This is a genomic window from Actinotalea solisilvae (genome assembly GCF_016464425.1).
Lineage (GTDB): Bacteria > Actinomycetota > Actinomycetes > Actinomycetales > Cellulomonadaceae > Actinotalea > Actinotalea solisilvae.
The window spans coordinates 64,005-84,852 of record NZ_JADDKQ010000025.1 but is presented as its reverse complement, the minus strand read 5'-3'; the positions used below and the strand labels follow the sequence as shown (position 1 = coordinate 84,852).

Annotated in this window: 18 protein-coding genes; 7 read left to right on the top strand and 11 right to left on the bottom strand. The window is 76.6% G+C overall.

Annotation, left to right across the window (positions count from 1 at the left end):
- Positions 1–86 precede the first annotated feature (86 nt).
- The 3 genes from JIG38_RS18040 to JIG38_RS18030 form a co-directional block, all read right to left on the bottom strand.
- Positions 87–716: an FMN reductase gene (locus tag JIG38_RS18040; protein ID WP_199425097.1), complete on the bottom strand. Its 630-nt coding sequence runs from the start codon at positions 714–716 to the stop codon at positions 87–89.
- Positions 713–1,903, bottom strand: coding sequence for an LLM class flavin-dependent oxidoreductase (locus JIG38_RS18035; RefSeq protein ID WP_372419986.1), 1,191 nt, complete (start codon positions 1,901–1,903; stop codon positions 713–715). The genes JIG38_RS18040 and JIG38_RS18035 overlap by 4 nt, the downstream gene beginning before the upstream one ends.
- A gap of 127 nt (positions 1,904–2,030) precedes the next feature.
- Positions 2,031–2,879, bottom strand: coding sequence for a LacI family DNA-binding transcriptional regulator (locus tag JIG38_RS18030; protein WP_307845019.1), 849 nt, complete (start codon positions 2,877–2,879; stop codon positions 2,031–2,033).
- Positions 2,880–2,949: 70 nt separating this feature from the next.
- Here JIG38_RS18030 and JIG38_RS18025 point away from each other — a divergent pair, with 70 nt between their 5' ends.
- Positions 2,950–4,227, top strand: a complete 1,278-nt coding sequence (locus JIG38_RS18025; RefSeq protein ID WP_307845018.1) for an ROK family transcriptional regulator — start codon at positions 2,950–2,952, stop codon at positions 4,225–4,227.
- A 16-nt stretch (positions 4,228–4,243) separates the two neighbouring features.
- Here the strand turns inward: JIG38_RS18025 and JIG38_RS18020 are convergent, their stop codons facing one another.
- From JIG38_RS18020 to JIG38_RS18010, 3 genes are read right to left on the bottom strand one after another with little or no spacing between them, the layout of a single operon-like run.
- Entirely contained in the window at positions 4,244–5,416 is a 1,173-nt protein-coding gene (locus tag JIG38_RS18020) for a dienelactone hydrolase family protein (RefSeq protein ID WP_199425096.1), read from the bottom strand.
- Positions 5,417–5,420: 4 nt separating this feature from the next.
- The gene (locus JIG38_RS18015; protein ID WP_199425095.1) at positions 5,421–6,413 is read right to left on the bottom strand and encodes an SDR family oxidoreductase; all 993 of its coding nucleotides are present in this window, start codon (positions 6,411–6,413) and stop codon (positions 5,421–5,423) included.
- A gap of 57 nt (positions 6,414–6,470) precedes the next feature.
- The gene (locus JIG38_RS18010; protein WP_199425094.1) at positions 6,471–6,851 is read right to left on the bottom strand and encodes a hypothetical protein; all 381 of its coding nucleotides are present in this window, start codon (positions 6,849–6,851) and stop codon (positions 6,471–6,473) included.
- 41 nt (positions 6,852–6,892) lie between these two features.
- Between JIG38_RS18010 and JIG38_RS18005 the strand changes: the two genes are divergently transcribed.
- Together JIG38_RS18005 and JIG38_RS18000 are read left to right on the top strand one after the other, a co-directional pair.
- Positions 6,893–7,750: a LysR family substrate-binding domain-containing protein gene (locus JIG38_RS18005; RefSeq protein ID WP_307845017.1), complete on the top strand. Its 858-nt coding sequence runs from the start codon at positions 6,893–6,895 to the stop codon at positions 7,748–7,750.
- A gap of 175 nt (positions 7,751–7,925) precedes the next feature.
- Positions 7,926–8,162, top strand: a complete 237-nt coding sequence (locus JIG38_RS18000; RefSeq protein WP_199425093.1) for a hypothetical protein — start codon at positions 7,926–7,928, stop codon at positions 8,160–8,162.
- A 73-nt stretch (positions 8,163–8,235) separates the two neighbouring features.
- On the opposite strand, the gene JIG38_RS17995 is transcribed toward JIG38_RS18000, so the two are convergent.
- The 3 genes from JIG38_RS17995 to JIG38_RS17985 all read right to left on the bottom strand — a co-directional run bounded on the left by JIG38_RS17995 (position 8,236) and on the right by JIG38_RS17985 (position 11,199).
- Positions 8,236–8,508: a hypothetical protein gene (locus JIG38_RS17995; RefSeq protein WP_199425092.1), complete on the bottom strand. Its 273-nt coding sequence runs from the start codon at positions 8,506–8,508 to the stop codon at positions 8,236–8,238.
- 61 nt (positions 8,509–8,569) lie between these two features.
- Positions 8,570–9,382 carry an HpcH/HpaI aldolase family protein gene (locus JIG38_RS17990; RefSeq protein WP_199425091.1) on the bottom strand — a complete coding sequence of 271 codons (813 nt, stop codon included), beginning with the start codon at positions 9,380–9,382 and terminating at the stop codon, positions 8,570–8,572.
- Between the two features lie 50 nt (positions 9,383–9,432).
- Entirely contained in the window at positions 9,433–11,199 is a 1,767-nt protein-coding gene (locus tag JIG38_RS17985) for a dihydroxy-acid dehydratase (protein WP_199425090.1), read from the bottom strand.
- Between the two features lie 50 nt (positions 11,200–11,249).
- On the opposite strand from JIG38_RS17985, the gene JIG38_RS17980 reads away from it, so the two are divergent.
- Positions 11,250–12,065, top strand: coding sequence for an IclR family transcriptional regulator (locus JIG38_RS17980; protein ID WP_233405230.1), 816 nt, complete (start codon positions 11,250–11,252; stop codon positions 12,063–12,065).
- Positions 12,065–13,075, top strand: coding sequence for a zinc-dependent alcohol dehydrogenase (locus tag JIG38_RS17975; RefSeq protein WP_199425089.1), 1,011 nt, complete (start codon positions 12,065–12,067; stop codon positions 13,073–13,075). The genes JIG38_RS17980 and JIG38_RS17975 overlap by 1 nt, the downstream gene beginning before the upstream one ends.
- 61 nt (positions 13,076–13,136) lie before the next feature.
- Here JIG38_RS17975 and JIG38_RS17970 read toward each other — a convergent pair whose 3' ends face one another.
- Together JIG38_RS17970 and JIG38_RS20790 are read right to left on the bottom strand one after the other, a co-directional pair.
- Entirely contained in the window at positions 13,137–13,910 is a 774-nt protein-coding gene (locus JIG38_RS17970; RefSeq protein ID WP_199425088.1) for a DUF899 family protein, read from the bottom strand.
- A 112-nt stretch (positions 13,911–14,022) separates the two neighbouring features.
- Positions 14,023–15,849 (bottom strand): M15 family metallopeptidase, encoded by a 1,827-nt coding sequence (locus tag JIG38_RS20790; protein WP_199425087.1) that lies wholly within the window; start codon positions 15,847–15,849, stop codon positions 14,023–14,025.
- Between the two features lie 354 nt (positions 15,850–16,203).
- On the opposite strand from JIG38_RS20790, the gene JIG38_RS17960 reads away from it, so the two are divergent.
- Together JIG38_RS17960 and ddaH are read left to right on the top strand one after the other, a co-directional pair.
- Positions 16,204–19,686, top strand: a complete 3,483-nt coding sequence (locus JIG38_RS17960) for an EAL domain-containing protein (RefSeq protein ID WP_199425086.1) — start codon at positions 16,204–16,206, stop codon at positions 19,684–19,686.
- 140 nt (positions 19,687–19,826) lie between these two features.
- The gene (ddaH, locus tag JIG38_RS17955) at positions 19,827–20,603 is read left to right on the top strand and encodes a dimethylargininase (RefSeq protein WP_199425085.1); all 777 of its coding nucleotides are present in this window, start codon (positions 19,827–19,829) and stop codon (positions 20,601–20,603) included.
- Positions 20,604–20,848: the final 245 nt, after the last annotated feature.

Below are 20,848 nucleotides of genomic sequence, written 5' to 3'. Positions count from 1 at the left end.
TGGTTCGCGCCCGTGTCGCTGGTTCCTACCAGCGACCTCGGCGCGAACCAGCGACCTCGGCGGGGGGCGGCGGGTCGGGGCGGCTGTCAGCCGCGCAGGAGGTCCTCGAAGTCGACCGTGAGGGCGAACGGGTCCGCCGGGGCCGCGCCGCGCGGGGGACGCGCGGCGACGAGGCCCGCCAGCTCGCGGGCACCGCGGTCGATCCGCGCCCCCAGGGGCACGGCGTCCTCGCTCGTCGAGCCGGCGGAACGGCCGAAGTCCTCCGTCGCGCCGAACACGCCCGTCGGGACGACGAAGGCGTGCAGGTAGGTGAGCAGCGGGCGGATGGCGTGGTCGATGGCGAGCGAGTGCCGGGCCGTGCCCGCCGTCGCGCCCGCGAGGACGGGCATCCCGTCGAGCGCGCCGTCGTCCAGCACGTCGAAGAAGGTCTTGAACAGGCCCGAGTACGAGCCCGAGAAGATCGGCGTCACGGCGATCAGACCGTCGGCGGTGGCCACGGTGTCGAGCGCGGCCTTGAGCGCCGCGGACGGGAAGCCCGTGAGCAGCATCGTCGTGAGGTCCTGCGCGTGCTCGCGCAGGTCGACGACGTCGACCGTGACGTCCTGGCCCTCGGCGCGCAGCGCGCGCTCGACCGCCGCGGACATGCGGTCCGCGAGCAGACGCGTCGTCGACGGCTGGCCGAGGCCGCCCGAGACGACCGCGATCCGGCGCGTCATCGGGTCACCTCCACCGGCTCGGGCGAGGCGCCCGTGACGTCGTCGCCCGGGGCGTGCACCGTGGCGTCGCGCGAGCCGCCCGCGGCCGCGACCCGCGCCGCGTGGGTGGGCGCGTCGGGCACGTGCGCCGGTCGCCCGACGGCGAGCTCCTTGCGCAGGACCGGCACGACCTCGCCGCCGAGCAGCTCGAGCTGGTCGAGGACCGTCCCGAGCGGCAGGCCCGCGTGGTCGACGAGGAAGAGCTGGCGCTGGTAGTCGCCGACGTGGTCGCGCATCGCGGCGTAGCGGTCGATGACCTCCTGCGGGCTGCCCACCGTGAGCGGCGTCTCCGCCGTGAACTCCTCCATCGACGGGCCGTGCCCGTAGACGGGGGCGTTGTCGAAGTACGGCCGGAACTCGCGCTTGGCGTCCTGGCTGCTGGCGCGCATGAACACCTGGCCGCCGAGCCCGACGATCGCCTGGTCCGCGGCACCGTGGCCGTAGTGCTCGAAGCGCTGCCGGTAGAGGGCGACCATCTGCTTCGTGTGGGACATGGGCCAGAAGATGTTGTTGTGGAAGAAGCCGTCGCCGTAGTAGGCGGCCTGCTCGGCGATCTGCGGCGAGCGGATCGAGCCGTGCCACACGAAGGGCGGCACGCCGTCGAGCGGGCGGGGCGTCGACGTGAACGACTGGAGCGGGGTCCGGAAGCGGCCCTCCCAGTCGACGACGTCCTCCCGCCACAGGCGGTGCAGCAGCGCGTAGTTCTCGACCGCGAGCGCGATGCCGTTGCGGATGTCCTGGCCGAACCACGGGTAGACCGGGCCGGTGTTGCCGCGACCCATCATGAGGTCGACGCGGCCGCCGGCGAGGTGCTGGAGCATCGCGTAGTCCTCGGCGATCTTCACCGGGTCGTTCGTGGTGATGAGCGTCGTGGCCGTGGACAGCAGCAGGCGCTCGGTCTGCGCCGCGACGAAGGCGAGCGTCGTCGTGGGGGACGACGAGAAGAACGGCGGGTTGTGGTGCTCGCCGAGCGCGAAGACGTCGAGACCGACCTCCTCCGCCTTCTTCGCGATGGCGACGACGGCCTGGAGCCGCTCGGCCTCGCTCGGGGTGCGGCCCGTGGTGGGGTCCGTCGTGATGTCGCTGACCGAGAAGATGCCGAACTGCATCTGCGGTGCGGCTGCGGGTGTCGTGCTCTGGGTCGACATCGTGCGCTCCTGCCTGCCTGGGTTGTTCAATCTTCAACCATTCACCGGCTGAACCGCAAGGCGTCGCGGGCTATTCCTCCGTGGCCATCGTCCGGGCCCCGCGGGCCGGACGCACCCGGGCGCCGCGTCAGGCGCGCGGCGCAGGTCCCGTGCTCGCGCGCTCGAGCCACCGGGCGGGCGGGGAGGAGCGCGGCGTCGCCGGGCGTCCGTCGAGCAGCTCGAGCACGGCGGCCGCGACGATGCAGCCGTACCGGTGCACGTCCACCGCCATGACCGTGAGCGGCGGCGTGGCGAGCCGGCAGAGCGTCGAGTCGTCCCACGCGACCACGCTGAGGTCCTCCGGGACGTCGACGCCGAGCTCGGCGGCCGCCGCGAGCCCGCCGAGCGCCATGACGTCGTTGTCGTAGACGATCGCCGTGGGCGGGTGGACGCCCTGGAGCAGCCGCCGGGTGACGTCCGCGCCCGAGCGCTCGGTGTAGTCACCCTCGGCGACCGTCGCGGTGACCCCGAGCGCCTCCGCGGCCTCGTGCAGCGTGCGCGTGCGGTGGACCGTGTGCAGCAGCGCGGCGGGGCCCGTCACGCGCGCGACGCGCCGGTGGCCGAGCGCCGCGAGCCGCTGCACGACCTCGCGCACCGGCGCCTCGTGGTCGGTGCGCACCACGGGGGCTCGACCGGCGCCGGGCGCGTCGAGCGCGCCGACGACGACGGTCGGCACGCCGAGCCCCTCGAGCAGCGCGGGTCTCGGGTCGTCCACGACGAGGTTCATCACGACCACGGCGTCGACGACGGCGCCCGCGGCCCACCGCCGGTAGGTCGCGAGCTCCTGCTCGGCGTCGGGCACGACGTGGAGCAGGATCGAGAGGTCGCGCTCGACGAAGGTCTCCTCGAGCCCCGCGATGAGCTCCATGAAGAACGGCTCGACCGCGAGCAGGCGGGTCGGCCGGGCCAGGACGAGGCCGATCGCTCCGGATGCCACGGAGGAAGGGTAGACGCCCACTACCCTGGTCGCGGCGCGGCCCCGGCGGACCCGCCGGGACGGAGGGGCCGTGGCGCGCATCATGGGTGCGGCGCGCGCCCTGCCGCACGTGAGCACCCAGGCGGCGGTCATCGACGTCATCCGCGCGGCGGGGACGATCAGCCGCGCCGGCCTCATCGAGGAGACGGGGCTCACGGGCGCGACGATCTCGACCCTCGTGCGCCGGCTCATCGACGACGGCCTCGTGGTCGAGACCGGCCGCGCCGAGTCCACCGGCGGCAAGCCGCGGGTCCTGCTCGAGCTCAACCACACCGCGCGCTACGCCGTCGGCGTCCACCTCGACCACGGCGGCATCGTCTACGTCCTCACCACGCTGGGCGGCGGCGTCGTCGCGCAGATGTCCCGCGCGGGCGCGGGCGTCCAGGACCCGCCCGACGTCGTCGACCGCATGGCACGCGAGGTCGCCGCGCTGCTCGCGAGCGCGGGCGTCGACCCGGCACGCGTCAGCGGCCTCGGCCTCGTCGCCCCCGGGCCGCTCGCGCCCGCGAGCGGCATGCGCGTCACGCCGCCGTCGATGCGGCAGTGGGAGGACTTCCCGCTCGACCGCGCCCTCGAGGAGGCCGTCGGCGTGCCGGTGCTGCTCGACAACGACGCGACGGCGGCCGCGCTCGGCGAGCACTGGTCGGGGCGCGCGGGGGCGCGCGCGACGTTCGCGACCGTCTACATGGGCACCGGCCTCGGCGCGGGCCTCATCGTCAACGGCGGCGCCTACGAGGGCGTGAGCGGCAACGCCGGCGAGATCGGCCACATCTGCCTCGACCTCGACGGGCCCGAGTGCTGGTGCGGCAGCCGCGGCTGCACCGAGGCGCTCGCCGGACCCGCGGCCGTCGTCGCCGCGGCGCGCGCCGACCCCGCGGTCGCGTCGGCCGCCGGCCTCGACCGGCGCCGCACCCCGGCGCGCTCGACGGCCGCGGCGCAGTTCGCCGCGGTGGCCCGCGCGGCGCTGCGCGGGCACGACGGCGCGCGGGCGCTCCTCGACCGCTCCGCGCGCTACGTCGCGGTCGCGACGCGGACGCTCGCGAACGTCATGGACCTCGACCTCGTCGTGCTCACGGGCCCGAGCTTCGCGATCGCCGGGTCGGTCTACCTGCCCGCGATCCAGGACGAGCTCGACCGCTCGTTCTTCTCCCGCTCGACCCACTCCGTGACCGTGCGGATCTCGCCCGTCGCGACGACGGCGGCCGCGATCGGTGCGGCCGCGATGGCGCTCCAGCACGAGCTCGTCCCGCAGCGCGGCATGCTGCGCCTCCCCGACCGCGGCGAGGAGCACGCGGGCGCGAACGGCTGACCACCACCCCGCCGCGTCAGGGCGCGAGCCGCTCCCGCAGCCAGGCGGTCGCCTCGTCCTGCATGGCGGGGCCGAACCAGTGCGGGCCGGGGTGCTCGCGGCCGACGTAGGCGTCCGGGGCACCGGCCCCGGCGTAGACCTCGCGCAGGCGCCGGTCCGCCGCGCGCGCACCCTCGACGGGGAACAGCGCGTCGTCCGTCGTCCACTGGACGAGGAGCGGCGCGGGGGCGCCGCTCGCCGCGACGTCCGGCCAGTCCACCGCGGGCGCCAGCCGGTCCGGGAACAGCATCCACGTGTGGTCGACGACGCTGTGGTCCAGGAGCGCGGCGTAGGTGCTCATCATCCCGACGACGACGGCCGCCTCCACCCGCGCGGTCGCCCGCAGGAGGACCGAGCGTGCCCCGCCGCCCGACAGCCCGACGCACCCGACGGCGTCGGCGACGTCCGGCCGCCCCCGCAGCACCGCGAGCGCGACGCGGTCCTCGCGCGCGACCTGGGCGGCGAACGTCGTCCCGAGCAGCCGGCAGTACTTCTCGACGAGGTGCTCGTGGTGCCACGCGGCGGCGTTGTAGAGCGCGACGTCGGCGGGGACCTCGCCGGGGACGTCGTCGGGCGAGGGCGCGGACGACGTCGCGCGGCCGGCCGCGACGAGGCGCTCGGGCATCTCCTCGAGCTCGAACCGGCGGCTCCCCCACGTGAACGCGTCGTGCACGAGCACCGCGAGGCCCGCGCGCGCGAGGTCGTCGGCGAGCGCGCGGCCGCCGTAGAGGCCCGCGCGCAGCGCGGCGAGGACGGGGGTCGGGCCGTGGGGGCCGTCCGCGACCTTCTCCTTGCCGGCGTGCTTGTAGCCGTCGTGGCCGTGGAGCGCGAGCACCCCGGGGAGCGCGCCCTCGACGCCCGCCGGCCGCAGGAGCCAGGCGTGCGTGCGCGGGCCGTGGCCCACGGACCACGAGAGCTCCTCGCCCGCGACGCCGTCCCGCGTCCACCGCCGGCCGGACCGCACGTCGGCCGGCTGCTCCTCGCCCGGGTCGGCCGGGACGGCGAGCGCCCCGTGCACGAGCGGGCGGAGCGCCGACGGCTCGCGCCGCTGCGCGCGCGCCACGGGTGCGGGCGACGCGGCGACCCAGTCGCTGAACCGGCCCAGGTGGGCGTACGCCCCGCCCGTCACGGCGGGCGGCGTGAGGCTCACGCGGTCAGCCCACGCGGAAGCGCTCGACGAGACGGTCCATGAGCGCGTCGAGGCGCGCGTCGACGACGCGCCGCGCGGGGTCCTCGTCGTACCAGCCGACGATCTCGCGCGCGCCCTGCTCGAACGTGATCGTCGGGCGGAAGTCCGGCACGACCGAGCGCAGCTTGCTCGTGTCGAACACCATGGAGTGCGTCTTGTCGCCGAGCAGGCCCGCGCCCCACTCCGGGTCCTCGGCGGCGATCGCGTCCGACGGGACGTGGACGATGCGGGCCGTCGTGCCCGCGGCGCGCGCCAGCGTGTGGGTGATCTGGTCCCACGTGAGGACGTCGTCGGACGTGATGTGGAAGGCCTCGCCGAGGGTCCGCGGGTGGCCGAGCAGCGGCACGAGGCCGGTGGCGAAGTCGGCGTGGTGCGTGAGCGTCCAGAGCGACGAGCCGTCGCCGTGGACGACGACCTCCTTGCCCTGGCGCATGCGCTCGAGGGCGGTCCAGCCGCCGTCGAGCGGGATGAGCGTCTTGTCGTAGGTGTGCGACGGCCGAACGACGGTGGCCGGGAAGGCGTCGTCGCGGTAGGCGCGCACCAGGAGGTCCTCGCACGCGATCTTGTTGCGCGAGTACTCCCAGTGCGGGTTGCGCAGCGGCGTCGACTCGACGACCGGCAGGCGCGACGGCGGCGTCTGGTACGCCGAGGCTGACGAGATGAAGACGTACTGGCCCGTCCGGCCCGTGAAGAGGTCGATGTCCGTCTGCACGTGCTCGGGCGTGAAGGCGACCCAGTCCACGACGGCGTCGAACTCGAGGTCGCCGAGCGCCTCGCGCACGGTCTCCGGGCGGCGGATGTCCGCGCGCAGGCGGGTCACGCCGTCGGGCAGCGGGCGGGTGGTGCTCTCGCCGCGGTTGAGCACGTGCAGGTCGAGGCCGCGCTCGACGGCCAGGCGGGTGCTCGCGGAGCTGATGATGCCGCTGCCGCCGATGAACAGGACGCGGGGTGCACTCATGCAGGCACCGTAACGCGAATCGATTCGCGCGCCAGGGGACGGGCTGGGGCGGCGCCGTCAGTCCGGGTCGCCCGGGACCGGCGTCCCGCCGCGCTCGAGCCGCAGGGCCCCCAGCGCGTCCGGGAGGTCGGCGCCCGGGCCGCCGTCCACGAGCCACTCCTCGAGCCGCGCCGTGGGGTCGTCGCCCGCGAGGCGCTCGAACCACACGGGCCCGTGCCCCGCGGCGCGCGCGGCGCGGCTCGGCCGGGCGACGACGACGTCGCCCCGCTCGCACTCGTCGAGGCACTCGACCCACGTCACCGGCGCGACGCCGCGCGCCTCGAGCCGGCGCAGGCGCGCCGCCTGGCCGCCCTCGAGCCGGTCCACGCCCTCGAGCGTCTCGCCCGCGCACAGGCTGCACGCGGTGAGCGCGGGGCGGCGGCGGGGGTCGGTCGTCACGCCGGAGAGGCTAACCCGGCGCGGGGGGCTAGCCTGACGCGGTGTCCTCGGTACCGGCGTCCCCCGAGCCGGTCTCCCCCGAGCCGGTCTCCCCCGACCCGCTCGCACCCGAGCCGGTGCCCGGCCGGAGCTCGTTCCGCGTCGCGATCGCGCCGGGCGTCAACGTCGGCTCGTGGTCGCGGGTGTGGGCCGAGCGCCAGGACGTCCCGCTCGAGGTGGTGCCGCGCGACGGCGGCCACGTCGAGGCGCTCCGCGCGGGCACCGCCGACGTCGCGTTCGTCCGGCTGCCCGTCGACACCGAGGGCCTGCACGTCATCCCGCTGTGGACCGAGGTGGCCGTCGTCGTCGTGCCGCGCGACCACCCGGTCGCGCTCTTCGACGAGGTCACGGTGGCCGACCTCGTCGACGAGGACCTGGTGCAGGACCCCGACGACGTCCCGCAGTGGCGCGACGCCGCCGCGGCCGCGCGGACCGCTCCCCTGCGCCCGCCGCCTCCCGCGGCGACGGCCGCGGACGCCGTCGAGCTCGTCGCGGCGGGGCTCGGCGTGCTGGTCGTGCCGATGTCGGTCGCGCGGCTGCACCACCGCAAGGACGTCACGCACCGACCGGTGGTCGACGTCGACCACACGCAGATCGCGCTCGTGTGGCCCGCGGACCGCACGACCTCGCTCGTCGAGGAGTGGGTCGGCGTCGTGCGCGGCCGGACGGCCCACAGCTCGCGAGGAGGGGTGGGCGGCGCCGCGACGCCCGACGAGAGTGCGCGGGACGCCGGCCGGACGCCCCGGGGGCCGGCGGCGGGTGGCGCGGCCCAGGGCCGCTCGGGAGCGCCGCAGCCCTCCGCGCGTCGCGGCAGCGCCCGAGCCCGCGGCGGGTCGTCGAGGCGTGGCCGGCGCCGGTAGCACGCGCCCAGGGACGCGGACGATCTTCGTGCAACCGCTCACACCATGACCATCGGCCCAGGTCAGGACCTTCGTCCCGGTGGCCGACGGGCACGGGCCTTGTCATCATGGCCGGGTGAGTGACGGCGCTCTCCAGATCCGGGGGCGGCGGGACTCGTAGCACCGGGAGGTAGCCGTGGTCCAGGTACACACCGTCTACGAGAGCTCGGCCTGGCGGAACAAGGTCGACGGGCTCCAGCAGGGCACCGCGTGCCCGAACCGCACGACCGCCGTCGCCGAGGGGCGCCACATCGCGATCGACCTCGCGTGCCGGCACGCGGTGCACGACGTCGACGGCCGCGTCATCGAGACCGTCGACTACGGTTCGGCCGAGCCGGGCCTCTGGCCGGGCGCCATGCGGTACACCGCCTGACGGCGTCGACGCCGGCCGACGCCGGCTGACGGCGGCGGCACCCGGGCGGTGCCGCCGCCGCGTCGCGCGCGCCCTACTCGACCGGCCCGCCCTCGGCGGGCTCGCCGTCGGGGCCGACCGCGCCCGACGTCGCGCCGGCGTCGGGCTCGGTGCGCGCGTCGCCCTGGCGCTCGCCCGGCGCGACCGTCTCCCGGGAGCTGCCCTCGGCGGGCGCCTCGGAGCCGAGGTCGTAGCCCGAGTCCGGGGTGCCCGAGAGCCCGTAGCCGTCGGTCACAGGCTCGGCGAGGGGCGCGTCCGGGTCCTGGCCGGGCTCGTCGGGGATGGGGGTGCTGACGTCCTCGCTCATGGTGCGCCTCCTGCGGTCGGTGCCCGCCGGCGCGGTCGCGCGCCGGTCCTCGCCGACTCGATCACGCGCCCGCGGCGCCCGCAATCGGGGCGCTCGCCGCGGCCCACGCCTCAGCCATCCCGCGCCGGAGCAGCGAGGTGTCCACCGCCGCGCTGAGTAGGCGCGCGCCGCGGCCCGCCCAGTGCCGCGCCATCTCGACGTCGGAGCAGAAGAGCCCCGCGACCTTGCCCGCGTCGCGGCACGCATCGACGACCCGCTGCAGCAGCGCGTCGACCTCGGGCTCGTCGCGGTAGGTCGACCGGCCGTAGCCGCAGCCGAGGGCGAGGTCGTTGGGCCCGACGAAGACGCCGTCGACCCCGGGGGTGGCGACGATCTCGTCGAGCGCCTCGACGCCCGCGCGGGTCTCGACCATGACGAGGCACAGGACGCCCGCGTCCTGCGTGGCCGGCGGGAGCGCGCCGTCCGCGCGCACGTCCCCCCACATCGGTCCCCACGAGCGGGCGCCGCTCGGAGGGAAGCGGCACGCGGCCGCGGCGAGCGCGGCGTCGGCGGCGGAGTCGACCATCGGCACGATGACGACGCTCGCGCCCGTGTCGACCGCGCGCATGATCGTCGCCGGGTCCTTCCACCCGACGCGCACCGCGGGCGCGAGGCCCGCGGCGCGCATCGCCTGGAGCATCCCGGGCAGCTCGCTCGCGGTCGCGAGGCCGTGCTGCAGGTCGACGACGACCGTGTCGAACGGCCCGGCGGCGAGCAGCTCGGCGACCACGGGGTCGGCGAGGCAGCTCCACAGCGCGTACGCCGGCCGGTCCTCGCGCCACAGGGCGCGCAGGCGGTCCGAGCTGCGGGCGACGAGGCCGTCGGTCGTGGTCATGGCTCCTCCGGGCGGGGCTGGGACGGACGTGGGACGGCGCGCGGCGCCGGTCAGTGCGACTCGCGGCCGACGGCGTCGCCGCTCGAGCCGACGAGGAAGTCGAGGTCGGCGCCCGTGTCGGCCTGCTGCACGTGGTCGACGTAGAGGCGCTCCCAGCCGCGCGTCGGCGCGGCGTAGGCCGCGACGGCCGCGGGCGCGGGCTCGCGCGCCGCGAGCTCGTCGTCGGTGAGCTCCACGTCGAGGCGGCGGGCCGGCACGTCGAGCACGACCACGTCGCCCGTGCGGATCCGTGCGAGCGGTCCGCCCGCCGCGGCCTCGGGGGCGACGTGCAGCACGACCGTGCCGTACGCCGTGCCGCTCATGCGGCCGTCGCACACGCGCACCATGTCGCGCACGCCCTGCTCGAGGAGCTTGGCGGGCAGCGGCATGTTGGACACCTCGGGCATGCCGGGGTAGCCCCGCGGGCCGCAGCCGCGCAGCACGAGCACCGTGTCCGCGTCGACGTCGAGGTCCGGGTCGTCGACGCGCGCGTGGAAGTCCTCGATCGAGTCGAAGACGAGCGCGCGCCCGCGGTGGCGGAGCAGGTGCGGCGACGCGGCCGCCGGCTTGATCACCGCGCCGAGCGGCGCGAGGTTGCCGCGCAGGACCGCGATGCCGCCCTCGGCGAGCAGCGGCTCCTCGCGGACCCGGATCACCTCGCGGTCCCAGATCGGCACGTCGTCGAGGTACTCCACCAGGGGCCTGCCCGTCACGGTGATCGCCGTCGGGTCCAGCAGGTCGCGGACCTGCGAGAGCACCGCGAGCAGGCCGCCCGCGCGGTACAGGTCGTCCATGAGGAAGCGGCCGGCCGGCTGGAGGTCGACCAGCAGGGGCACGCCCGAGCCCGTGCGGTCGACGTCGTCGAGGGTGAGGCCGACACCCGCGCGCCCGGCGATCGCGAGGAGGTGGACGACGGCGTTCGTCGACCCGCCGATCGCCGCGAGCGCGACGATCGCGTTGAGGAAGGAGCCGCGCGTGAGGACCTCGCTCGGCCGGCGGCCCTCGGCGACGAGCTCCACCGCGAGCCGCCCGGCCTCGTGCGCCGACTCGAGCAGGCGCGCGTCCGGTGCGGGCGTGCCCGCGACGCCCGGGATCGTGGTGCCGAGCGCCTCCGCGAGCAGGCCCATGGTCGACGCGGTCCCCATGGTGTTGCAGTGGCCGGCCGAGCGGACCATCGCCGACTCCGAGCGCAGGAACGCCTCGGGGCTCAGCGTGCCCGCGCGGACCTCCTCGCTCAGCTGCCACGTCGACGTGCCGCAGCCGAGCGGCGTGCCACGGAAGTGGCCCGTGAGCATGGGCCCGCCGGGCACGACGACGGCGGGCAGGTCGACCGAGGCCGCGGCCATGAGCAGGGACGGGATCGTCTTGTCGCACCCGCCCAGGAGCACGACGCCGTCGATCGGGTTGGCGCGCAGCATCTCCTCGGTCGCCATCGCGGCCATGTTGCGCCACAGCATCGCCGTGGGCCGCACCTGCGTCTCCCCGAGCGAGACCACGGGGAGGTTGAGCGGCACGCCGCCGGCCTCCCAGACGCCCTGCTTGACCGCCGCGGCGACCCCGTCGAGGTGGAGGTTGCACGGCGTGAGGTCCGAGGCGGTGTTGGCGATCGCGATGTGCGGCCGCCCGTCGAACGCGTGGTTCGGCAGGCCGCGACGCATCCAGGCACGGTGGATGTAGCCGTCGCGGTCGTCGCCGCCGTACCAGCGCGCGCTGCGCTGCTCCCGAGGGGCGACCGGCCCCGACGTCCCGCCCTGCTCCCCGACACGACCGTGTGCCATGCGTGCGCTCTTTCCGTCTGGTGGAACGACCCGCTACTATCCGGAACGCCATGGACACTACCCGACCGGCCGACCCGCGCGCGACGGCCCCCGCGTCCCCGGTCGAGGACGCCCTGGGCGAGCGGCTCGTGGGCGCCGACCGCGTGCTCGCCGTCCTGCGCGACCTCGCCGCCCGGCCGGAGGGCGCGGGGCTCGACGACCTCAGCCGCGCGGTCGCGAGCCCCAAGCCCACCGTGCACCGCGCGCTCGCGGCGCTGCGGCGGGCCGGGCTGGCCGACCAGGACGCGCCCGGCCACTACGTGCTGGGCGACGAGTTCCTGCGCCTGGCGTTCGCCCACCATGCCGCGCGCCCCGACCACGTGCGGATCGCCCCGGTGCTGCAGCGCCTCGCCGCCGAGCACGGCGAGAGCACGCACTACGCCGTGCTCGACGGCGGCGACGTCGTCTACCGCTCGAAGGTCGACCCCCCGTCGGGCGCCGTCCGGCTCACCTCGACCGTGGGCGGGCGCAACCCGGCGCACGCGACGGGCGTCGGCAAGCTCCTCCTCGCCTTCGCGCTCCCCGACGACGACGCCGTGCGCGCGTGGGTCGGCACGCGCACGCTCGAGCGCCGCACGCCCCGCACGCGCACGACGGCGGCGGAGCTCGTCCAGGAGCTCGCGCGCGTCCGGGCGCAGGGCTTCGCGGTCGACGACGAGGAGAACGAGCCCGGCATCGGGTGCGTCGCGGTCCCGGCGTTCCTCACCGGGCCGCACGCGCCGAGCGGCGCGGTGTCCGTGAGCGCCGTGCTCTACCGCACGCCGCTCGAGCGGCTCGTCGCCGCGGCGCCCGCGATCCGTGCCGCCGTCGCGGGCGGGGACGCCTGATGCGCGCGTTCGTCGTGCGCGGCCCGCGGGACGCGGGGGTCGAGGACGTGCCCGAGCCCGTGGCCGGGCCGGGCGACGTCGTCGTCGACGTGGCACGTGTGGGGCTGTGCGGCACCGACGTGGAGTTCTTCACGGGCGACATGGCCTACCTGCACTCGGGGCACGCGGCCTACCCCATGCGGCTGGGCCACGAGTGGTGCGGGACGGTCCGCGAGGTCGGCGGCGACGTCGACCCCGCGTGGCTCGGGCGCCGCGTCACGGGCGACACCATGCTCGGCTGCGGCCGGTGCGCGCGCTGCCGCGCGGGGCGCCGGCACGTGTGCGAGGACCGCTACGAGGTGGGCATCCGCGGCGGCTTCCCGGGTGCGCTCGCCGAGCGCATGGCGGTGCCCGCGTCGTCGCTCCACGCGGTGCCCGAGGCCGTCGACGACGCTGCCGGCGCGCTCGTCGAGCCCGGCGGCAACGCGCTGCGCGCGGTGCGCGCGGCCGACCTGGCGCCCGGTGAGCGCCTCCTCGTGCTCGGACCGGGGACGATCGGGCTGCTCGTGGCGATGCTCGCGCGCGCTGCCGGCGCCCACGTGCACCTGCTCGGCCGGTCGGCCGGGTCGCTCGAGGTCGCACGGTCCCTGGGCTTCGAGGCGTCGGACCGCGCCGGCCTCCCGCCCGGCCCGTGGGACGGCGTCGTCGACGCGACGAACCACCCCGCGATGCCCGCGCTCGCCGCCGGGCTCGTGGAGCCCGGGCGGCGCGTGGTCCTCATCGGGCTGTCGACGACGCCCAGCGTCATCGACACGCGCGACCTGCTGCTGCGCGACGTCACCGCCGTCGGGATCCTCAGCGGCTCACCCGGGCTCGCGGGCGCGATCGAGCACTACGCGACGGGCGCGGTCGACCCGCGCCCTCTCGTCGCGGTCACGGTGGGTCTCGACGGCGTGGCCGACGCGCTCGCCGGCGCGCGTCCCCCCGGCGCGGGCGTCGGCCCCAAGGTGCACGTCGACCCTCGGCGGTGAGCTCGACGACCATCCGGACGGGTGGTCCGGACGGTGGTACGGAGGAGGTCCCGCGCCGACGTCAGTGGTGGTGGCCGGACCGGCCGAGCGTGTGCTCGACCGTCACCCCCGGCCGCATCCACTGCGGCGTCGGGCGGCTCGTGCCCTCCCAGCTCGGGCTGCCGTCGGCGTCGGTGCGCCAGTACCAGCACGCGCCGCGCCCCTCGGGCCAGCCGTCCGGGACGTCCTGCCACGCCTCGCCGCGGCCGTAGGGCGTCATGTCGAGCAGCGCGAACGCGCTGTCCGCCGCCTCGACGCCGCGTCCCGTCGTGGCGTACGTGAGGAACACGCGGTCGCCGTCGCGCAGGAAGACGGCGAGCGAGCCCATGTCGTCACCGATCGGCGCGTCGAGCCCGCGGACCGAGTACCACGGCTGGGTGTAGCCCATGAAGCCGACGAAGGGGGCGACCTCGTCCCACGGCCCCGTGGTGAGGATCGCGAAGGAGACGCCGCGCGCCTCGAGGTAGACGGCGTCCCGCAGGTGCCAGGCCGTCACCGTGCAGCCCTCGCACTGGCCCTGGTGCGGCGCGCCGTCATGCCACATGTGCTTGTAGACGAGCAGCTCGTCGCGGCCCTGGAAGAGGTCGAGGAAGGGCACGGGGCCGTCGGCGCCCACGACCTCGACGCCGGGGTCGAGCTCGACCATGGGCAGGCGGCGTCGCTCGGCGGCCAGCGCGTCGCCCGCGCGCGTGTGCGCCTTCTCGCGGGTCAGCAGGTCTTCGCGCGCCGCCTCCCACGTCGCGAGGTCGACGACGGGCGGGCGTGCGTGGGTACGGCGGGGGGACGTCGTGGACATGGGTGCCTCCGTGGGTGCCGCCGGCTGCCGGCGGACGCCGGCGGCAGGGCAGACCGGCGGCGCGGACGGAAGTCATCGCCCGGCCCCGGACTCCTCGGCGCCGGACGTCCCCTCAGTCGTCCGTCGACGGGGTCGCCGTCGGCTCGCCGGGCGGCGCCGGCTCGGCGGTCGGCGAGGGGTCCGGCTCCGGTGCTGGCTCCGGTGCCGGCGTGGGTGCCTGCTCGGCCCCAGGATCGGCCACCGCCGGCGGCTCGTCGGACGGCGCCGGGGCGGGCGTCGGCGTGGGCGGCGGGCCGGTGGGCGCAGGCGGCGTCGGCTCCGGCACCGTCGGGACGGGAACCGACGGGGCGGGGACCGGCGGGACCGCGGGCGACGGCGCGGGCGAGCGCTCGGGCTCGGGCGGGAGGACCGGCCGCAGTCCGGCCCACGGGCCGGCGACCCCGGGGCGCCCGCCGCCCGCGTCCGCGCGGTCGTCGTAGCCCGCAGCGTCGCCGAACTCCCAGTGCCAGGGCTCGAGCGGCCCGCCGCCGCCCGGCTCCATGACCCGCGGGTGCGCCCAGCCGAACTCGCCCGCGTGCGCCTTCATCCAGAGGTAGCCCGGCGCGTCGAAGCGGCCCAGCGCGCCCATGTCGGCGAGGTCGACGGCGATGCCGCGTCCGTGGTTGGACCGGCCCGGTGCCGCCGCGAGCCCGCCGCGCAGGGCCTTGATCGTGACCTGGCGCTCGTAGGTGCGGTAGGCGCTCGTGATCCGCAGGTCGCGCCCGGTGTCGGCGCGGTACGCCGCCGCCAGCCGGTCGAACGCGTCGGCGGCGTCGCACCGCAGGTACATGCCCGGCGCCGCGGCGGGCTGGCAGAGCGCGCTCAGCGGGATCCGGCCGTTGGGCCAGCGGTCCGCCTCCGCGGCCGCCTCGGCGAGGCCGCCGACGGCGCCCGCGGCGGCGGACGCGGACGCCAAGGACTCACCGATCGCCGTGAGCGCGACGGCGTCCTCGAGCTCGGTGAGCGAGGACACGGGCTCGAGCGCCTCCTCGACGGCACGCTCGGCGCGCATCGCGAGCGCGAAGACGTCCGCCGCGGTGGTCGCGAGCTCACGCGCCAGGAGCAGGTCGCCCATGACGCTCGCGGGCTCGACGTCTGCGGCGGGCACTCCGGGTCCGCCGAGCCCCGGTCCCCCGCGCTCGACGGCCTCGGCGCGAGCGACGAGCGCCGCCAGACCCTCCCGCGCGGCGTCGAGCTCGGCCGGGTCGACCGGGTCGGTGGTGCGCGCGACGACGCCCGGTGCGGCCGCGTCCTCGTCCGACCACGCAGCGCCGTCGGACCCGTCGCCCGGCGCGTCGAGGTCGTCGTCCTGCTCGGACCGCTCGTCGTCCACGCCGAGCCGGCCGACGTCCGCGGGCTCGTCCTCGTCCATCCACGCGACGTCGTCGGCCACGTCGTCGCCGGCGGCCGGACCCTCGGCGTCGAGCGGGTCCGGCAGGCGCAGGCCGTCGAGGCCCCGCACCTCCTCGGTCCATGCCAGGGCGGCCGGCGCGGGGCCGCGCTCGGGGTCGGGCGCGGCGGGGACCACCGGTCGGCCGGCGGCGGTCGTGACCACCTCGGACGCGCCGTCTGCGGCCTCGATCGCCGCGCGCGCGACGGCGAGGGACTCGGCGCGCTCCGCGAGGCCCCAGGCGTGGGCCTGACCCGCGAGCCGCGCCGTCTGGGCGGCCGCCGCGTCGACCGAGGGGTCGTACGCGCTGAGCTGCTGCGCGTGGACCGCGAGCGCGACCTCCACCGCGGCGCCGTCGGGGCCGGCGATGCTCCCGCCCGTGACGGCCATCGCCGTCACGACCGTCGCGACGCACAGCCGGCGCAGCGCGACGAGGGGGGCGTGGGCGCGACGGGCCCGCGCGGGCGCGCGGTCCGGGAGGTCCCGGTCGACCGTGCGCGCTGCTGCCATGGCTGTTCCTCGAACCGCACCCGCGCGAGCAGCGTCGCCCGCACGGACCCGGGGATTCGTGTGTGGATGTCCAGGTTCGCACACGTCGGGCGATGTCGACAGGGTGATCTCTCGTCACCCGGACGGTCCACAGGACCGTCGTCCCGGATGTCGCCGCACCGGACATCCAGGATGATCGACCTGACCCCGGAGGTGACCCCGCCTCAGGTCCTCCGCCGACGTGCCGATGACGACGGTGGGGCGGTGTCGGCGCACCACCCGGCACCCAGGCACGCAGACACGCAGCGACGACGCAGCACGGCACGCAGGACGCCGCCGCCACCGACGGTGCGAGGCACCACGACGAGGAGACCCGTGACCGACGGCAGGATCATCGGCGTCCTCACGCCCTTGGTCTCGGGTCCGTACTACGGCGCGCTGCTCGCGGGGATCAACGAGACGGCGGCGGCCGCGGGCATGCGCACCGTCGTCGTCCAGACCCTCGACCCCCAGGTCGGCGACACCCACCCCGACGTGCCGGAGCTGCGGGCCCACCTGGCGCGGGACCGGGTGGACGGCCTCGTCGTGGTCACCGACGCGGCCCCGTCGGCCCACCTCGCCGACCTGCACCGCGCCGGGGTCCCGCTCGTGCTCCTCAGCCACACCCTCGACGGCATCGCCGCCCCGACCGTCGCCCCGGACAACCACGCGGGCGTGCGCGCGGCCGTGGACCACCTCGTCGAGCACGGTCACCGCCGGATCGCCTTCGCCGGTCACCCCGCGCAGCCGGACCTCCGCGAACGGCTCGACGCCTACGCCGACGCGATGGCGGCGCACGGCCTCGCCGAGCACGCGCGGGTCTACGAGACGGGCGACAGCATGGTCGGGGGCGGCGTCCGCGCCGGCCGCGCGATCGTGGCCGAGGGCCTGCCCGTCACGGCCGTCGTCACGGGCACCGACCTCAACGCCGTCGGCGTCGCGCAGGCGCTCCACGCCGCGGGGCGCCGCGTCCCCGAGGACCTGGCGGTCGTCGGCTTCGACGACACGCCCGCGGCCGAGCACCGGCGGCCGGGCCTCACGAGCGTGCACCAGGACGTGGCTGCGGTCGGTACGCACGCGACCCTGCTCCTGTCCCGGCTCCTGTCCGGGGCGCACGTCGACCCCGGCGTCCACCGCGTCCCGACGGCGCTCGTGCAGCGCGAGTCCTGCGGCTGCGGCCCCGGGACCCTCCCGCGCGAGGTCGTCCTGGAGGACGCGCTCGACCTCACGCCGCGGGCGTGGCTCGCGCGGCGCCTCGTCGACGCGGTGGACCCGTCCGCGGTCGACGCGTCGGCCGGCGTCGTGCGCGACTGCGCCGCGCTCGCCGACGCCGTGCTCGCCGCCGCCGAGGGGGACGTGGACGGCATCGCGCTCGCCACGTCCGCCGAGGCGCTCTACCGCCGCCGGCCCCGCGGGGAGACGGTCACGGCGGTCCTCGCGGCCGTGCAGGAGCTCACGGTCCTCCTGCCGCGCGTCGCACCCGAGCCGGGCGTCCCCGTCGTCCAGCGCGAGGCACGCGCCGAGGACGCCGTCGTACGACGGCGGCTCGACGACGTCGCGCGACGCGTCGTGCGCGCGCTGAGCGACGCGCGGGCGGCCGCGCAGGCGGAGACGACGCTGCACCTGCAGGAGGCCCTGCAGCACGAGTTCAACATCAGCATGGACCTGCTGCGCGGGCAGGAGCACGACCCCGCGTCGCTCAGCTGGCTGCGCCACTCCCCCGTCGCGGCGGGCGCGCTCGCGCTCTGGCGCGACCCGGACGACCCGGCGAGCGACCTCGACGTCGTGAGCACGTACGGCGACGCGCTCACGGGCGCGACCGCCGGCCGCGTGCGGCCCGAGGAGTTCCCGCCGCTGGCCCTCGTCGGCGTCGTGGACGACCATCCCGGGACCCAGGTCGTCGTGCTGCCCGTCCGCACCGAGCAGCGCGACTGGGGCCTGCTCGCGCTCGTCGGCGCGCCCGAGCACCGCACGCCGACCGGGCGCGAGACGTACTTCCAGTGGGCGGCGATGCTGGGCGTCGCCCTCGACATCGAGGCGATGGTCGACTCGCTGCGCGAGCAGCGCGAGGGCCTGGCCGAGGCCGTGGTCCGCGAGCGCGAGCTCTCGGAGACGATCCGCTCGAGCGAGGAGCGGTACGCCCTCGCCGCGGCCGCCGCGAGCGACGCGCTGTGGGACTGGGACCTCGTCACCGACCGCATCTACTACTCACCGCGCTGGGCCGCGACGCTGGGCCACGACCCGGCGACCATCTCGCCCGACCCCGAGGAGTGGCTCGGCCGCGTGCACCGGCACGACGTCGGCGGCCTCATCGCCGCGCTCACCGCGTGCCGGACGGGCACGACGCCGGGCTTCGAGCACGAGCACCGCATCCGCGCCGCCGACGGCACCTACCGCTGGGCCCTGTGCCGCGGGCTCTCCGTGCCGGGCCCGCCGGGCACGGCCACGCGCCTCGTCGGGTCGATGACCGACATCACCGACCGGCGAGCGCTCGAGGACCAGCTGCGCCGCCAGGCCCTCTACGACCCGCTCACCGGCCTGCCGAACCGCGCGCTCTTCCTCGACCGGCTCGACCACGCGATCGCCCGGACCGCACGCCACCCGGAGGAGCGGTTCGCCGTCCTGTTCCTCGACCTCGACCGGTTCAAGGTCGTCAACGACAGCCTCGGGCACGCCGCGGGCGACGCGCTCCTGCGCCAGGTCGCCGAGCGCCTGCGCAGCGGCCTGCGCGCGACCGACACCGCCGCGCGGCTCGCGGGCGACGAGTTCACCGTGCTCCTCGAGGACGTGCCGGACCTCGACGTCGTGCGCACCCTCACGACGTCGCTCCAGGAGCGCCTCGCGCGGCCCTACGACCTCGAGGGCACGACGCTCGTGGTGAGCGCGTCCGTCGGCGTCACGACGAGCACCTTCGGCTACCAGGACGCCGAGGACGTGCTCCGCGACGCCGACATCGCGATGTACCGCGCGAAGTCGCGGGCGCGGGGCTCGTCGGAGGTGTTCGAGCGCGCGATGCACGAGGTCGCGGTGAGCCGGCTCAAGACCGAGTCCGAGCTGCGGCGCGCGCTCGCCGAGGGCGAGCTCGCCCTGCGCTACCAGCCGATCGTCGACCTGAGGACGGGCGAGACGACGGGCCTCGAGGCGCTCGTGCGGTGGAACCACCCCGACGGGCACGAGGTGCCGCCGTGCGACTTCCTGCCCGTCGCGGAGGAGACGGGTCTGGTCGTGGCGGTCGGTCGCTGGGTGGTCGCGCAGGCGTGCGCACAGCTCGCGGCCTGGGCCGCGGCGGGCCTCCCGGCGCTCGTCCCCGTGAGCCTCAACGTGTCGCACCGCGAGTTCTGGGACCCGGGCCTCGTGGAGCACGTCGTCGGCTGCCTCGAGCGTCACGGCCTGAGCCCCGACTGCCTGCGCGTCGAGATCACCGAGGGCGTGCTCATGGCGGACGTCGACGAGGCGCGGGTCAAGCTCCAGGCCCTGCACGAGGCGGGGATCAGCCTGCACGTCGACGACTTCGGGACGGGGTACTCGTCGCTCGAGGCCCTGCACCGCTTCCCCATCGACGCCCTGAAGATCGACCGCAGCTTCGTCGCGCGCCTCGACTCGGACCACCGCAGCCGTGAGCTGGTCGCGACCATCCTGCTCATGGCGCGCGGGCTGGACATCGACGTCGTCGCCGAGGGGGTCGAGACCGCGACCCAGCAGCAGGCCCTCGTCGACCTCGGCTGCCGCTTCGGCCAGGGCTACCTGTTCGCGCGGCCCGCGCTCGCCGACGACGTGCCCGACCTCCTGCGCCGCGCGGACGCCGCCGACCGGGCCTGACGGTGCCGCGCCGGGTGCTCCCGGCGCTGCGGCGCGACGTGCCGCTCGTGGTCGCGGGGGCGACCTCGGGAAGCGCCCGGCTCCGGCCCGAGACGGCCGGACCCTCGCCGTCCGCGGTCGGGCGCTGGTTCACTGGCCGCATGCCGCCGTCCGCCGACCGTCCCGTGCTGCTCGTCCGGCGCCCCTCGCCGCGCCTCGCCGACGGCGAGCTCACCCACCTCGACCGCCGGCCGGTCGACGTCGACCTGGCGCGCCGCCAGTGGCAGGACTACGTGGACGTCTTCGCCGCGCGCGGGTGGGACGTCCGCGAGGTCGACGCCTCCGACGAGCACCCCGACGGCGTCTTCGTCGAGGACACGGTCGTCGTGCTCGGCTCGACCGCGCTGCTCACCGCGCCCGGGGTCGCCAGCCGCCGAGGCGAGGCCGCGGGCACGGAGCGTGCCCTCGACGGGCTCGGCCTCGCGCTCGAGCGCGTCGCCGCGCCGGGGACCCTCGAGGGCGGCGACGTGCTCGAGGTCGGGGACACGGTCTACGTCGGGCGTGGCACGCGCACGGACGACGACGGCGTCGCACAGCTCGCCGCGGTCGCCGAGCGCGAGGGGCGGCGGGTCGTCGTCGTGCCCGTGACGCGCGCGCTGCACCTCAAGACCGCCGTGACGGCGCTGCCGGACGGGACCGTCATCGGCCACCGGGACCTCGTCGACGACCCGGCGATGTTCGACGCCTACCTCGAGGTGCCCGAGCGGGAGGGCACGGCGGTCGTCGTGCTCGACGAGAGGACGGTCCTGCTGTCGCCGTCGGCGCCGCGGACCGCGGCCCTCCTGCGGGACCGAGGGCTCGACGTGGTCACGACGCCCGTGAGCGAGTTCGAGAAGCTCGAGGGCTGCGTGACCTGCCTGTCGGTCCGGATCCGCTGACGCCCCCGCCGCGCGCCGCCATGCGGACCCGTGGCGCAGGTGGTTGCCCGTGTGTGGTTCGATCGGCCCGTGACCGGACGACCCTCCACCCCCACGACGCGCGACGCGTCGCTGCGCGGGCTGTGTTGTCGCCGCGGCACCTGCCCGGCCTGCTGAGCCCGGTCCCTGACGCACCCGCGTCACCCGACCGCCCGCGCCGAGGCTGCGGAGCGGTCCACGGGCCGGCGCCGGAATCACCGGCCCCG

Bases quoted from the DNA above. Each gene is read 5' to 3' on its own strand.
- JIG38_RS18040 (WP_199425097.1), bottom strand. From the start codon at position 716: ATGACGCGCCGGATCGCGGTCGTCTCGGGCGGCCTCGGCCAGCCGTCG.
- JIG38_RS18035 (WP_372419986.1), bottom strand. From the start codon at position 1,903: ATGTCGACCCAGAGCACGACACCCGCAGCCGCACCGCAGATGCAGTTC.
- JIG38_RS18015 (WP_199425095.1), bottom strand. From the start codon at position 6,413: ATGAGTGCACCCCGCGTCCTGTTCATCGGCGGCAGCGGCATCATCAGC.
- JIG38_RS17995 (WP_199425092.1), bottom strand. From the start codon at position 8,508: ATGAGCGAGGACGTCAGCACCCCCATCCCCGACGAGCCCGGCCAGGAC.
- JIG38_RS17990 (WP_199425091.1), bottom strand. From the start codon at position 9,382: ATGACCACGACCGACGGCCTCGTCGCCCGCAGCTCGGACCGCCTGCGC.
- JIG38_RS17985 (WP_199425090.1), bottom strand. From the start codon at position 11,199: ATGGCACACGGTCGTGTCGGGGAGCAGGGCGGGACGTCGGGGCCGGTC.
- JIG38_RS17980 (WP_233405230.1), top strand. From the start codon at position 11,250: ATGGACACTACCCGACCGGCCGACCCGCGCGCGACGGCCCCCGCGTCC.
- JIG38_RS17975 (WP_199425089.1), top strand. From the start codon at position 12,065: ATGCGCGCGTTCGTCGTGCGCGGCCCGCGGGACGCGGGGGTCGAGGAC.
- JIG38_RS17970 (WP_199425088.1), bottom strand. From the start codon at position 13,910: ATGTCCACGACGTCCCCCCGCCGTACCCACGCACGCCCGCCCGTCGTC.
- JIG38_RS20790 (WP_199425087.1), bottom strand. From the start codon at position 15,849: ATGGCAGCAGCGCGCACGGTCGACCGGGACCTCCCGGACCGCGCGCCC.
- ddaH (WP_199425085.1), top strand. From the start codon at position 19,827: ATGCCGCCGTCCGCCGACCGTCCCGTGCTGCTCGTCCGGCGCCCCTCG.